The sequence below is a fragment of the Rossellomorea sp. FS2 genome, from assembly GCF_047915635.1.
Lineage (GTDB): Bacteria > Bacillota > Bacilli > Bacillales > Bacillaceae_B > Rossellomorea > Rossellomorea marisflavi_A.
This window is the reverse complement of the sequence record NZ_JBLRVS010000001.1, coordinates 560,289-574,005: the sequence shown is the minus strand read 5'-3', so window position 1 is coordinate 574,005 and position 13,717 is coordinate 560,289. Positions and strand designations below refer to the sequence as shown.

The following is a 13,717-nucleotide window of genomic DNA, read 5'->3' as shown; positions in this document are numbered from 1 at the left end:
CCCTCCCTGGATTTCTCTAGGATTTCATAATTTCATATTTCTCTAGGAATTTCGTATTGAAATCTCCACCTACAAAGGTTTCGTGTTCCAACAGTTTCAAGTGGAATCCGATGGTTGTGTGAACTCCTTCGACAACGAATTCATTCAGTGCACGCTTCATCCTTGAAATGGCTTCTTCCCTCGTTGCCCCGAATGAAATGACCTTCGCGATCATGCTATCGTAGTAAGGCGGGATCATATAACCAGGATATGCAGCAGAATCGACCCTTACACCTACACCGCCTGGAGGCAGATACATTTCGATCCTTCCCGCGGATGGCATGAAGTTCTTTTCAGGATTCTCTGCGTTGATGCGGCACTCGATCGCCCACCCGTTGAAGGTCACATCTTCTTGTGTCAGGGAAAGTTTCTCCCCTGAAGCCACCCGGATCTGTTCCTTGATGAGGTCGACGCCAGTGACTTGTTCCGTCACGGGATGTTCGACCTGGATACGGGTATTCATCTCCATGAAATAGAAGGATTGCTGATTGTAATCATAGATAAATTCTACCGTGCCGGCACCTGTATAATCAACCGCTTCTGCCGCTTTTACAGCAGCATCTCCCATTCTTTCCCGAACTTCTTCGTTCAAGGCAGGTGACGGGCTTTCTTCAAGGAGCTTTTGCAGACGACGTTGGATCGTGCAGTCACGCTCCCCGAGGTGGATGACGTTCCCGAAATTATCAGCCATGACCTGGATCTCGACGTGACGGAAATCCTCGATGAATTTCTCGATATAGACACCCGGGTTCCCGAATGCCGTCATTGCTTCCTGCTGGGTGATGTTGACACCCTTCACGAGCTCTTCTTCGGTCTTCGCAACACGGATCCCTTTACCTCCACCGCCGGCAGTCGCCTTGATGATGACAGGATATCCCATGGATTCAGCAAGTGCTACTGCTTCTTCTGCATCCTTGACGATCCCTTTGGAGCCGGGAACGACGGGTACACCTGCTTCGCGCATCGTTTCACGCGCCACATCCTTCGTACCCATTTTCGAAATGGCTTCAGGTGATGGGCCGATGAACGTGATGTGGCATTCGCGGCATAATTCCGCGAAATCAGAGTTCTCCGCAAGGAAGCCATAGCCTGGATGGATCGCATCACAGCCTGTGAGCTTTGCAACAGAGATGATATTCGTGAAATTCAGGTAGCTGTCTTTCGACGTCTTCGGACCGATACAATATGCTTCATCGGCCAGCTGTACGTGTAGTGCTTCTTTATCTGCTTCGGAGTAGACGGCTACGCTTTCGATGTCCATATCCCGGCAAGCCCGGATGATGCGGACGGCGATCTCTCCCCGATTGGCAACTAATACTTTCTTAATCATGAGTCCATTCGCTCCTTATTCAGGTTTCACCAAGAACAATGGCTGACCGTATTCGACCAGTTGACCATCCTTCACTAGGATCTCGGCGATTTCCCCTTTTACTTCGGCTTCGATTTCGTTGAACAGCTTCATGGCTTCAACGATGCAGACAACGGAATTCTCGTCCACTTTGGAGCCCAATTTCACATAGGCACCTGATTCTGGTGAAGAGGATTGATAGAATGTCCCTACCATCGGTGACGTGATGGTATGAAGATTGGATTGATCTGCAGGTGCTTCCGCTGCCGGTGCTTCCTGCTTTGGTGCAGGTGCTGTTGCAGCCGGAGCCTGTTGGATGGCCTGAACGGCCGGTTCGCGTACCTCTTGTACGGCTTGTACCTGTTGTACAGCGTTCTTTTTCAGCTTGATCTTGGAACCTTCGTGCTCGTATGTAAATTCATCCACACTTGATTGGTCTACCAATTTGATTATTTCCCGGATTTCTTGGATTTTTAACACAATTTTACACCCCTCTTAATGGTTAACTAATTATGACTAGCTACTAATATCATACGATAATATCTAGTCTAAATTCAACATATGATTCTTGTTGTGGTGGGACTTACCTATCCCTTACCCTTATTCTAGACCTTTTCAACAAAAAAATAAAATGGTTACCCGAAAAAATGGAGAACAAAAAAAGCCTGACCTCCCCTTCCGGGAAATCAGGCTTTGGAGCGGACTTAATTATTCGGCTGGAACTCTACTGCAACCGGCTTCAATTGACCGACTTCACTTTTGACGAGGCGGATGATTTCATTGGCCTCAGTGGCACTATGCTCTTTATCAGACTTGACTGTGATACGGATATTCTCTGCTGATGCCCTGACGAGTGCATCCTTGTAGCCCATCGTTTTGATCAGCGTTTCAAGGACTTCCTCTGTCATGGCCGAATCCTTCAGGTTTTCCATTTCTTCATAGGCAGCGCTTTTATCTTCTGCCGAAACTTCCGGATCTCCCACTTTCGCTTCAAGTTCCTCCCTCATCTGATCCCGCTTCTCATTTACTTCGATGCGGAGGGCTTCGAACATTTCATTGCCGGCAGCATCCGTCACCACTTCCACATCACCCGATGTTTCTTTGTCCTTTGCCCCTTTTTTTGCATCTTCTGCTGCGAAATCCGTGGCCTGCTGCGTAGGTGAAGTGATGTAATATACCGATAGGACAATCACAAGGCTCAGCATCGTCAACAACCATACCGTTTGCTTTTTCAATAACATGTATCGTTTCCCCCTTATTTTTTCGGTAGGACCGAAACCCGGTGGCTTGGTACATCCAGCGTACGGGTCACTGCCTCGATGATCCATTTTTTCAGCTGTATATTATCGGCTCCCTTGGCTACCACCAGGACTCCGCTTACTTTTGGTTTTTTTGTTTCTTTGATGATGGGAACTTCTTTCTCTCCATCCCGGATGATCACGATCTGTTCTTCCTTGTTGCTTTCCTGGATGGACCGTTCCCCGCCTTGCTTGTCTACCTCATCGGTCTTCTGATTGGATTGGGTCGCATTTTTCTCGAACACCTTGCTCTCCGTTGCTTCGACGTTGACGACGACATGGGCTTCGCTCACACCGACAATCTGATCGAGCGCTTCCTTGAGCTGATTCTTATAATGTTCTTCATATTCTTTCATCAGCTGCTCCGTATCGGATTCTTTTGACCCAAAAGCCGGTACCTCCTCAGGACTACTAGAAACTTCGACGGCATCTTTTTTCGGCACCCATAGATCACTCATCAGCATAAAGGCTACCCCGAGGAGCAATACGATCAGGACGTATTGATATTTCTTCCCTTTCTTACCTGGCGGAGGGTTTGGCCTTTCCTTTGAAAACCATTCCTTCAATGCTTGTAACGGTCCTTTATCGAGATTCACGGGATGAATTCCCCCCTTCGACTGAAATGATTAGCTGATCCTGGTCCAGACTCCATTTTTCTGCTAGAAATGAGGCGATCCCTGAGTTGTCATTTTTTGCTTCCCTGTTTACCTTCTTCTCTTGTGAATCGATCTCCACCATCTGTACCGCTTCTACCGAATCATCTTTTTCCTCCGTCAGATGAACCGTGACGCTCGTGATGCTCTCGGGCAACCGGTCCAGATCTTCGGCCTGTATGTCGACACTGTCAATGACTTTGTTATGCCGGTCCATCATCTCCTTTTCAGCATCGTTTTTCATTTGGACAGCCATTTGTTCTAAAATATATGCACGCTGTGAAGCTTGTATTTCTTTTTTCTTCGATTCAATCGAATTTTCTACAGATTGACTGGTTGATTGCTTCCAATCCATGGACGCAAGGGCTGCGTCAAAATCGGTTGTGAACAATTTAAGGAGTGGCGTCAAGATGATCGTGATCAGGATGAGACCGGTGACGATTTTGGCATACTTCTTCATGTTCGAGCTTGGCAGGAGCATGTCGATGACCGTCGCCAAGAGGATGAACACGATGATGTTCGTGATCCATTCGGTTAAAAATGACATCGGGGATCCTCCTTTTGAAAGCTGTTACCGGACCATCATGGTAATGTTCCCTGCAGCTACGATGATGGTGATGCTGAGGAAAAACATGAACGATACGATGGCCAGGGCAGCAAAGACGTAAATAATGCTTTTCGAGATGGTATCGAGGCACTCAATCACCGGTCCTCCCCCAAGAGGCTGGAGGAGGGCGGCAGCCAGTTTATAGATGAACGCAATCATCAGAATCTTGATGGCGGGGAATGCCGCAATCAGCAGGATGATGGCCACCCCTGCGATCCCTACGGTGTTCTTAAGAAGGACCGAAGCGCTGATGACCGTGTCGGTTGCATCGGTGAACATCCGGCCGATCACGGGGACGAAATTCCCGGTGACGAATTTGGCCGTCCTGATCGAGACACCGTCCGAGACGGCGGCAGTGGTCCCCTGGACTGAGATCACGCCAAGAAAGATGGTCATGAATGCACCCAGCAATCCAATGCTCCATGTCCTGAGGAGCTGTGCGAGTTGCGTAACCTTATAGTGGGTCGATAAGGTGCTCACGATGCTCAGAAGCGTGGACAGGAATAGGAGGGGCAGGACGACATTCTTGATCAATAGACCGCTTGTATTCATGAGGAAGATGATGACCGGATGAAAGAAGGCAGCAGATATGAGGCCGCCTGATGCAGCGATCAATGCGAGCAGGAGCGGGATGAGGGCGATGATGAAATTGACCATGGTGGTGATGGCCTCATACGTATAATCGATGGCCACATGGAAGCTGTTAAGGGCGATGATGATCAGGACCATGAAGACGATCCCATAAGCGACCTTGCTGACATTCCCTCCTTCAAATGCATTCTGAAGCGACTGAAGGAACATACTGAAGATCGTGAGGAGGATCAGTGTACCGAGAAGCTTGCCGTTCATCATCAGCTCCTGAAACGCAAAGTGCAGCAGTCCGGTGAACCAAGCTTTGAACGAAAACTCTTTCTCTCCTTTGATGAAGTCGATGAGGCTTCCTTTTTGACTCTCAGGTAGGAACCCCCCGTAATCATCCACGATGCTTGTCCAATATCCTTTCAGCTCATCGATACCGAGATGATCGATCTGCTCGTTGATCATTTCATCCTGGAGGGTTGAATCCTCCCCCGAATTTCCTTCGGCTTGTCCGGTTGCAGGGAATAAGAAGGTGATTAATAGGATGAGCACGAACGTGCGTTGGATGACTTTCATGATTTCCCTCCTCGGGAACGGTTCAAGTGGACGGGATCATATTGATGATCGTTTCGATGATGACCGTCAAAATCGGGATGGCCATGGCGAGGATCAGGATCTTCCCGGCAAGCTCGACCTTGGCAGCGATGGCTCCCTCCCCGGCATCCCTCGTGATATGAGCGGCAAATTCAGCTATATAGGCGATCCCGATGATCTTCAGGATCGTCTGAACATACACAAGGTTCACATTTGCATTCGCAGCCAGTTTCTCAAGCATATGAATGATGGCGTAGATCTGATCAATGAGGAACAGGAAGATCGAGCAGCCGACAAAAACGATGAGCAGAAAAGCAAAGTTCGGCTTCTGTTCCTTGATGAGCAAGGCCAGGAAGGTCGAGACTAGTGCGATTCCGACTATCTGGATGATCTCAATCGTCGTCCCCCCCTTTCCTATCCCTGATACAAGAAGACCGATTTGATTTTTTGAAATAATTCATCCACGATGGATGCCACCATGAACAGAATATAGATAAAACCGAATAACGTGACCCACTGGGCATATTCCTTCTTTCCCATTTGATCAAGGATCGTGTGAAGGAAAGCCACGACGATCCCCACCCCTGCAATTTTAAAAATGATATCCACGTCTATTCCCATCTTGTTTTCCTCCTTCGCGTCACAGCAGAAGGATGATGAGAAGCAGCCCCGTCAAAAAACCGAGGCTCTTAGTCATCCGTTCATACTTCTTCTGCTTCTCGGCCGCTTCTACTTCTTCTCGTTCCAAGTGCAGCAAGGCAAGTCTGATATGCTTTTGTTCCGTGACAATGTCATGACGGCCGAGCGTCTGTCCAAACTGTTTGAGGATTTCGTAATCCTCCTTCTTGAGGGCGGTCATTTTCCATATTGCATCCAGGCTTTCCTCCCATGCCCTCCGTACGGATATTTCCTCCTTGGTCAACTTCCTGGAGAAGGAATCAAAGATCAGGGATACGGGGGATGTGAGCTGCGATGATATTTTCCTGGCCGCTTCATGAAGCGGGGTATGGCTATAGGTGATCTCAGCTTCAAGATACTGAAGTGCCGACTTCAACGAGCGTAATTGTTTCGGTCGCTCCGTCAAGACTTTGGATAGCTCAAATCCTGCCCACGAAGTGGACAGCAGAATGAAGATTGCACCGATGATTTTGATCATGTAGCTCTGAGCCCTGATGGTGAAAGCAGCTTCCCATCTGCATCGAGCACACGATGGATCACACCAGGCTCTCCCCCCTTTTTCAGCTCCACGAATCGATCGAATGTATGAAGGTCCATGACCTCCCTGATCACCGGGCGCTTTCTCACCTCTTCTAGGGAATCACCATGGACCGTTGATATCAGGGTGATTCCTGCATTGACAGCTTCCTGAATGGCGGTACCGTCTTCTTGACGGCCGATTTCATCCACGATAAGCACATCTGGGCTCATGGAACGGATGAGCATCATCATGCCCTCTGCTTTCGGACAGGCATCGAGTACATCGATGCGCTGGCCGAATGACAACTGAGGTACACCTTCCACACACCCTGCAATTTCGGATCGTTCATCCACAATCCCCACCTTCGCCGGTGGGATCCGTTCCCCGGGTACCCCGCTTGAGATCATGCGTGCAATATCCCTCAGCAACGTGGTCTTCCCTGTCTGTGGGGGCCCGATGATCATCGTATGCTTCCATCCTCCGTCTGACAGATAGGGGATGAGGGGCTCCGCGATCCCGATCTTTTGACGGGCGACGCGGATGTTGAAGGAGGACAGGTTCCGTATGCCCTTCACGACCCCTCCTTCGAGGATGACTTTCCCGGCGAGACCGACCCGGTGTCCTCCTTCGATGGTGATATATCCTCGTCTCAGCTCCTCTTCCAGTGCATAAAACGAGTGCTTCGACAGTTTGTTTATCAGGTTTTCGCTATCTTCTGCGGTGACTGTGTACGGGAGGAAATGCGGCTTCCCCCTTGACGTCACTTCCAGTTCTCTATGGGTTCTCACCCTTATCTCTTCAATGGATTCTAGCAATGGTCGCGGCAGGAGCTGAATATGGCTGGATATGGTGGTGGGAAGCATGGCCAGGATCTCTTGCATGAACTCTACCTCCTAACGAAATTCCATTACGGGATATGTACAAGCTCCCGGATAATACAATGTATTTCGCCAACGGTCGGTTTATGACAGATTGTTCGGTGAGGTTCGGGAATGGGATTATCAGGGCGGAGATAGGGACCGTTTCGGGCAAATAAAAAAAGCCAAGCGGAATTTCCGCTTGGCTTTCTGTTTGGATTATGCGCGTGATACGTATGAACCATCCGTTGTGTTTACAACCAATTTATCCCCTTCATTGACGAAGAAAGGAACGTTCACCACAAGTCCGGTTTCCGTTTTGGCAGGTTTTGATCCGCCGGAAGCCGTATCGCCTTTGATTCCTGGTTCTGTTTCTGTTACTTCGAGTTCAACCGTGTTCGGAAGCTCAACACCCAATGTTTCACCTTGATACATCATGATGGAAACTTCCATGTTTTCTTTAAGGTACTTCAACTCATATTCAATGGAAGGAGCCGGAAGCTCGATTTGCTCGTAGCTTTCGTTATCCATGAATACGTGCATATCTCCATTGGCATAGAGATATTGCATGCGGCGGTTGTCAATTTGGGCTTTGCCCACTTTTTCACCCGCACGGAAAGTTTTCTCCTGGATCGCACCTGTACGCAGGTTACGAAGCTTGGAGCGTACGAAGGCTGCTCCCTTACCAGGTTTAACGTGTTGGAAATCCATCACGCGCCAAATCCCGTTATCTACTTCGATGGTTAGTCCTGTACGAAAATCATTAACTGAAATCATGTATGTTCCTCCTACTATATAATAATCCTGTCTGCCATCAGAATGGCAAGATGATCAATTCTTTCGACGAATGCATGAGGTTGTCATTACCATCCTCGGTGATCACCAGATCATCCTCGATCCGCACGCCACCGACTCCCGGCACGTAAATGCCAGGTTCCACTGTGACGATCATACCCGGCTCAAGGGTCGTTTCCGATCTGAATGAAAGCCCTGGACCCTCGTGGACCTCAAGTCCGATCCCGTGTCCTAGTGAATGGCCGAAACAGTCCCCATACCCTTTTTCGGTTATGTAGTCTCGACTGATGGCGTCAGCTTCCTTACCGGTCATGCCGGGTTTGATCTGCTCGACAGCCATCAACTGGGATTGCAGGACGATATCGTAGATTTCCTTCAGCTTCTTGCTGGGCTCACCGACTGAAATGGTCCTTGTCATATCTGAAGCATATCCATTATAGTATGCACCAAAGTCAAGGGTTACAAAATCCCCTTTTTCAATGACTTTCTCGCTTGCCACCCCGTGAGGCATGGCAGAGCGGAGTCCCGATGCGACGATGGTATCGAATGAAGAACTGGTCGCGCCTTGCTTCCGCATGAAGAACTCCATTTCATTGGAAACGTCCAGCTCGGTCAAACCAGGTCTGATGTAATCCAGGATATGCTTGAATGTAGCTTCGGCGATGTCCGCAGCATACTTAATTATCTTAATCTCTTCAGGAGTCTTAATCAAGCGTAATTTTTCCACTACACCCGACACCGGGACAAATTCGGCACTGAGGGCAGCCTGATAGGTCGTGAAGGCATCATAGGTCATGTAGTCCTTCTCGAAGCCGACCTTCTTGAGCCCGAGTTCCTTCACCTGCTTGGCCACTTCTTCGTGAATCGGTCCTTTATGCTGGATGATGTCATATCCGACAGCCTGCTCCGCAGCCTGCTCGGTATAACGGAAGTCAGTGATGAATAAGGCTTTTTCCGCTGAGATGAGAACCACTCCTGCCGATCCCGTGAAGTTGGTCATATAGCGGCGATTGAATTCGCTTGTAATCAAGAGTCCATCAATGTTTCGTTCATTCAAAGATTCGCGTAAACGGTCAATTTTTGTCATGTTTATTTCCCTCTCCCCATTCGATAATTGTCCAACGCATCCATGGCCATTTCGTACCCAAGGAAACCAAAACCTGCAATCTGCCCCACCGCTTCAGGAGCGATGACGGATGTGTGCCGGAAGGATTCCCGTGCATGAATGTTGGAGATATGCACTTCAATGAAAGGTATGTCCACCGCTGCCACGGCATCACGGATGGCATAGCTGTAATGGGTGAACGCACCCGGGTTCATGATGATTCCGGCTGCCCCTTCGTCTTCAGCGCGATGGATCCAGTCGATCAGTTCCCCTTCATGATTGGACTGGTACGCTTGAATTGCATACCCCATGGCACTTGCTTTCCGGCTCAATCGTTCTTCCAGGTCGGCAAGGGTCTCACTTCCATAGATACCAGGCTCCCTTTTTCCGAGCCTGTTTAAATTCGGTCCGTTCAATATCAGGATCGTTTTCTGCATATGTATTCCCCTAAAAAAAATAGAATGTTCATCATGAACATTCTATCATAAAGCTATGCTGATACCTACATAATTGTCTGATAACGGTCCCTCATTGGGAAACCTGGTCTGTACTCCCGTGTTTCGCCCTCAGCTCATTTTCCTCATACGAAATGGAATAGCCGACAAAGACGCCGTACAGGATGTAAAGACACAGACTGGTCACGAATGTATCAACTCCGATTTTCATGAGTGAACCAATGCTCGGGAACAGGGGGTAAAGGACGAGGAAGAATAACAAGAACAGTGCTACCCCGTATGCCGCTCCAACCCACATGGATTTGAATCTTCTCAGGATGGCATAATAGACGAAAGCCACTCCGATGGAAATGATTCCGTATGCGAGGATGGCCAAGACCATCCCGATCCATTTATCAACCCAATCCCCCGCTGCCCAAGGCTCAAAAATGACGGTCGGTTCGATTTTCGTAAAAGAAAAATAATAGGACAGATACGCGATGGCACTCCAGAAAATACCCCCCATGAACCCTGTTATGACGACCAAAGCTGCGAAAGACAGAGGTTTTTCACTCTGATTTTGCTCGAGTCCAGGGGCCTTTTTGCTTTCTGTGCTCCCTTCTTGAACCTTTTCATGCTGTCCTTTTTCTTCTGCCATAAGTATCACCTCCGTCGTAGTATGTCCGAAATGAAATGGCTCATGCGAGAAAATCGTGGCTCTTTCTAGTGCTTTCTTTCTTTTTTTAGTAAAATGGATATACACCCCGGCAATCGGGAACATTGTGCCTCGGATTTTTTAAAAATTGTAGGTTAAAAAATGTGAAATCGGTCTAAACTATACGTATAGAATGAAAGTCTGCATATATGGTAAGGAGGTGGCTTTGTTGAACGCTCGTAACCTATTCGTCTTTTCCCTTATGATACTCGCCGCAGTGGGACTTGGTTCCCTTCTCATCGGCAATCCCCTGGGTCTTTTGCGACAGATCTTAGTGACCGCCGCCGTGATCGGTATCATCTACTTCATTTATCGCAAGTGGTTCAGCGGTCGCCGTACAGGCAGCAACAACGAGCAAAGAGCGTTTGTTAAAGCGGCCAAAATGTCCAAAAAGAGGCATAAGCGTAAGCCTGCCAGTAAACCTCAAGTCTCAAGCGTGTCAAAAAAACGTCCGGTGCGGAAAAAATCCAGCGCCAATCTGACGGTTATAGAAGGAAAGAAAAGCAAAAAGAACAACCGCGCCTCTTTTTAATGGAGGAATGGTTGTTCTTTTTTTAATGCCAGTACTTCAGGAATTCTGCCGTCCTGCTCCTTCCAAACTCAATGAGCTCAGACTTCCGTGTCCCATCCAACTCAAAATCGGTGGTCATGACCCCTTCTGTCGGGATGAACACGATATTCCGCTCGTGTTTCCGGGAGATATAGCGGGCGTCATGGGCATCCCTCATGGTTGTGAATAAAGCCTGATACAGCTCGATGGCATTTTTGATCACTTTTTTCGGTTGATCCGTCAGGTCGTGACTCAGCTTCACACCGAGAACGGGCCTCTCTGATTTGTCGTTATCCTTATCGAACAGCCACATGGGAAAGTTGCTCAGGACCCCGCCGTCGACAGTGATACTTGTTCCCTCTAGGGATTTAAGCCTTACCGGCTCAAAGAAAAAGGGAAGATTTGCGCTCATCCGGATCGCCCTTGCTACCGGGAACGTTTCTTTCGGGATTCCGTAACTTTCCAGATCATCGGGAAGAACGATCATCCTTCCGTTCGAAAGATCCGATGCAATGACCCTGAGGGCATGTGGCGGCAGATCTGCAAATGTCTCGACGCCCTTCGCCTTCAGCTTCTCCTCGATCCAAGCTTCTAGGGCTTTCCCCTTATACAAGCCCAGGCGGAAATACACCATGAGCCACTTGATGATCGGCAGGGAAAACGGCGAGGCATCCATAAAGGTCTTCACGTCGACTTCATCCATAAGTTGTGCAATTTCTTCACTCGTATATCCGGCTGCGATAAAAGCTGATATGATCGCACCTGCACTTGTACCCGCCAATCGCTTGAACGCATATCCCTTTTCCTCCACAGCCTGATACGCTCCTATGAGGGCGAAGCCTTTTATGCCCCCTCCAGAAAAAACGCCGTCGATTTCCATCCTACTCCCCCCTTCAAAAGGTATTACTACATACCTAATGAAGAAGACTGGATTTTAGACGTCTTTCAATGAAAGAAATCCACCAGATGCAAAAAGGGAAGCGGCACTCGCATGCCGCTCCCCTTATTATTGGTACTACTGACCCTTCCACTTACGGGCGCCCATGCGGGTCAGTGTGCCAACAGCTTTGCGAATGCTTGTACATTCACATCAAAGTCCGGCACCATTTGGGCATCTTCCGCATCCTTCACCTGTTTTACAACCATTTCATTGAATGGAGTCGAAATGCCCTTCCCTTCTCCCAGTTTTGGTATAACGCCGTTGATGTAATCAATTTCGGTTTTCCGTTTTTTCTCGAGGTCCTGCAGCATGCTTGCCCGCAGCAATCTTGATGGTCCCATCACGCCCCTCAGTGTTTGAATGCGATCAGCGATATCTTGGTCGCTTTCCAACTCAAGGGATTCCACGTCGAATCCGCCCATCTTGGCAAAGTGAACGCCGTTGGCATGACCAACCTTGATGGTTTCATCGGCGATATGAACGGCACTGATGATGCCTGTTTCATCGTCAAGGATGTCCCCGTATTCACCGTTCAACGCAGCAGATAAGCCGCTGAAAGCATTGTTAATCAGTAGTTTGGACCATTTGGTTCCCACCAGATTATCGGAAATATGCGTGCCGCCCACAAGGTCCAGGATGGATTTGATCCGCTTGATCCTTTCCGTCGTTTCACCAGACAACTCTCCGATCTGAAACGCATACTGTTTGAATTGGGTGATTTCGGTTGTAAGATTCGATACACCCGGTTCAATGAATGTGGCACCGAATTCAACAGAACCGGCAATTACACGCTCTTTTCCGATAATGGAACCGACCTTGTCTTCGGGAATCCCATTCTGCAGGGAGCATACGACGCTATCCTCGTGCAAGAAAGGTAGAAGCTCCTGCAAAATCGCCTCATTATATAGTTGCTTGGTGAGAAGCAGAACCAAATCATATGTTCCTGCTTTCTCCTCAGGCGTGATGGCTTTGACCCTGGCCTGAAAATCTGTCGTACCGATGACTTTGGCACCTTCCTGATTCAACCGGTCGACATGTTCTTTATATGAATCAATCAGTTCTACATCCATCCCCCCGTGGGCAAGATATGCTCCGACGATGGTTCCGAGTGAACCTGCTCCTAATACTGCAATTCTCATGAAAGATATCCTCCTTATTTTCCCTCCAGATAGTTATAAACCGGTTGTGCTACATTCAATGTCAGGTCTGTCAGGATATGGGATGCCGATATCACTTCCAATACGGGAAGGTCGGCAAGCGGCGCCAGTGCATGTTCGAATAATTGAAGTCTGGCAGGGCCGCTCCATGCCCCCTTCACGTTGATATCTGTTATCCGGGTGCGCACGAGATCGCAGATCCTCAAATTCCCTTCATAATCTGTTGCCATCTTGACCATGAAATTCGGCCGGCAAATCTCTTCTTGCGCTTCTTCCTTCGCCATCTCGGAATGCTTATATCCCATGGTGGCCGTTGCAACCCGGAGTGAACCATAGTCCAGGGTCCCAACAAGGGTGTCGGAATCGACATAAAGCTTAGGATTGCCCAGTTTCTTCGGATAGGCCGTCAGCTCCCTACCGCTTGCAATCGCAGGGAAGTTGTCTACGTACATCGAATGCACATAATCACCCTCTTCGCCATTGAAGCGGACAGGAATGACCTGGCCAGATTCTGTATACGCACCCAGACCGGAAACGTCCGGCATCCACATGACTTCGAATTTCACCAGGGGTTCATTGATCTCCAGTGGTTCCGGGACGGCTTCACGCAATGCCTTTTCATCCGTCCGATACAGGATCGTCAGGTATTCCCGGTTGACAAATTTATATGCCGGGAAAGGATAAGCCGGTGCTGTTAATGGGGTTGTTAGATTTTTCGAAATGGTATTCACATCAATTTTCATCGTGATCGCACCTTCCATCATAGTGAGTGAGATTTATTGAACTGAACCTCTACCATGAGCTTACTCCTCCATTTACATTTAATCTAATACATAATAATATATAAT

The 13,717-nt window shown here is 48.6% G+C and carries 18 protein-coding genes; 1 reads left to right on the top strand and 17 read right to left on the bottom strand.

Annotated elements, in window-relative coordinates; genetic code table 11:
• Positions 1–16: 16 nt before the first annotated feature.
• The 14 genes from accC to ACNA6I_RS03000 all read right to left on the bottom strand — a co-directional run bounded on the left by accC (position 17) and on the right by ACNA6I_RS03000 (position 10,165).
• A complete protein-coding gene (gene accC, locus ACNA6I_RS03065) occupies positions 17–1,369 on the bottom strand; it encodes an acetyl-CoA carboxylase biotin carboxylase subunit (RefSeq protein WP_048014023.1) in 1,353 nt (450 codons plus the stop codon).
• A gap of 15 nt (positions 1,370–1,384) precedes the next feature.
• Complete coding sequence (accB, locus tag ACNA6I_RS03060) at positions 1,385–1,867, bottom strand: acetyl-CoA carboxylase biotin carboxyl carrier protein (protein WP_048006035.1); 483 nt, start codon at positions 1,865–1,867, stop codon at positions 1,385–1,387.
• 224 nt (positions 1,868–2,091) lie between these two features.
• On the bottom strand, positions 2,092–2,628 hold the full coding sequence (locus ACNA6I_RS03055; RefSeq protein WP_048006036.1) for a SpoIIIAH-like family protein: 537 nt from the start codon (positions 2,626–2,628) through the stop codon (positions 2,092–2,094).
• A 14-nt stretch (positions 2,629–2,642) separates the two neighbouring features.
• Complete coding sequence (spoIIIAG, locus tag ACNA6I_RS03050) at positions 2,643–3,281, bottom strand: stage III sporulation protein AG (protein WP_048006037.1); 639 nt, start codon at positions 3,279–3,281, stop codon at positions 2,643–2,645.
• A complete protein-coding gene (spoIIIAF, locus tag ACNA6I_RS03045) occupies positions 3,268–3,885 on the bottom strand; it encodes a stage III sporulation protein AF (RefSeq protein ID WP_048006038.1) in 618 nt (205 codons plus the stop codon). Before spoIIIAF ends, spoIIIAG begins: the two co-directional genes overlap by 14 nt.
• A 24-nt stretch (positions 3,886–3,909) precedes the next feature.
• Positions 3,910–5,100 (bottom strand): stage III sporulation protein AE, encoded by a 1,191-nt coding sequence (gene spoIIIAE, locus ACNA6I_RS03040; RefSeq protein WP_048014712.1) that lies wholly within the window; start codon positions 5,098–5,100, stop codon positions 3,910–3,912.
• A gap of 22 nt (positions 5,101–5,122) precedes the next feature.
• Positions 5,123–5,506 carry a stage III sporulation protein AD gene (gene spoIIIAD / locus ACNA6I_RS03035; protein WP_142128645.1) on the bottom strand — a complete coding sequence of 128 codons (384 nt, stop codon included), beginning with the start codon at positions 5,504–5,506 and terminating at the stop codon, positions 5,123–5,125.
• 26 nt (positions 5,507–5,532) lie between these two features.
• A complete protein-coding gene (spoIIIAC, locus tag ACNA6I_RS03030) occupies positions 5,533–5,739 on the bottom strand; it encodes a stage III sporulation protein AC (protein WP_048006041.1) in 207 nt (68 codons plus the stop codon).
• 19 nt (positions 5,740–5,758) lie between these two features.
• On the bottom strand, positions 5,759–6,274 hold the full coding sequence (gene spoIIIAB / locus ACNA6I_RS03025; RefSeq protein ID WP_048006042.1) for a stage III sporulation protein SpoIIIAB: 516 nt from the start codon (positions 6,272–6,274) through the stop codon (positions 5,759–5,761).
• Complete coding sequence (spoIIIAA, locus tag ACNA6I_RS03020) at positions 6,271–7,197, bottom strand: stage III sporulation protein AA (RefSeq protein ID WP_251528691.1); 927 nt, start codon at positions 7,195–7,197, stop codon at positions 6,271–6,273. The genes spoIIIAB and spoIIIAA overlap by 4 nt, the downstream gene beginning before the upstream one ends.
• A 195-nt stretch (positions 7,198–7,392) precedes the next feature.
• Complete coding sequence (efp, locus tag ACNA6I_RS03015; protein ID WP_048006044.1) at positions 7,393–7,950, bottom strand: elongation factor P; 558 nt, start codon at positions 7,948–7,950, stop codon at positions 7,393–7,395.
• Positions 7,951–7,987: 37 nt separating this feature from the next.
• A complete protein-coding gene (locus ACNA6I_RS03010) occupies positions 7,988–9,055 on the bottom strand; it encodes a M24 family metallopeptidase (protein WP_416312948.1) in 1,068 nt (355 codons plus the stop codon).
• Positions 9,056–9,057: 2 nt separating this feature from the next.
• Positions 9,058–9,510, bottom strand: a complete 453-nt coding sequence (gene aroQ / locus ACNA6I_RS03005; protein WP_048006046.1) for a type II 3-dehydroquinate dehydratase — start codon at positions 9,508–9,510, stop codon at positions 9,058–9,060.
• A 91-nt stretch (positions 9,511–9,601) separates the two neighbouring features.
• Entirely contained in the window at positions 9,602–10,165 is a 564-nt protein-coding gene (locus ACNA6I_RS03000; protein WP_416312947.1) for a YqhR family membrane protein, read from the bottom strand.
• Positions 10,166–10,391: 226 nt separating this feature from the next.
• Here ACNA6I_RS03000 and ACNA6I_RS02995 point away from each other — a divergent pair, with 226 nt between their 5' ends.
• A complete protein-coding gene (locus tag ACNA6I_RS02995; protein WP_053073081.1) occupies positions 10,392–10,754 on the top strand; it encodes an SA1362 family protein in 363 nt (120 codons plus the stop codon).
• 22 nt (positions 10,755–10,776) lie between these two features.
• Here ACNA6I_RS02995 and ACNA6I_RS02990 read toward each other — a convergent pair whose 3' ends face one another.
• The 3 genes from ACNA6I_RS02990 to ACNA6I_RS02980 form a co-directional block, all read right to left on the bottom strand.
• Positions 10,777–11,652, bottom strand: coding sequence for a patatin-like phospholipase family protein (locus ACNA6I_RS02990; protein ID WP_048014709.1), 876 nt, complete (start codon positions 11,650–11,652; stop codon positions 10,777–10,779).
• 170 nt (positions 11,653–11,822) lie between these two features.
• Positions 11,823–12,851 (bottom strand): ketopantoate reductase family protein, encoded by a 1,029-nt coding sequence (locus ACNA6I_RS02985; RefSeq protein ID WP_048014708.1) that lies wholly within the window; start codon positions 12,849–12,851, stop codon positions 11,823–11,825.
• A gap of 14 nt (positions 12,852–12,865) precedes the next feature.
• The gene (locus tag ACNA6I_RS02980; RefSeq protein ID WP_416312946.1) at positions 12,866–13,612 is read right to left on the bottom strand and encodes an acetoacetate decarboxylase; all 747 of its coding nucleotides are present in this window, start codon (positions 13,610–13,612) and stop codon (positions 12,866–12,868) included.
• Positions 13,613–13,717 lie beyond the last annotated feature (105 nt).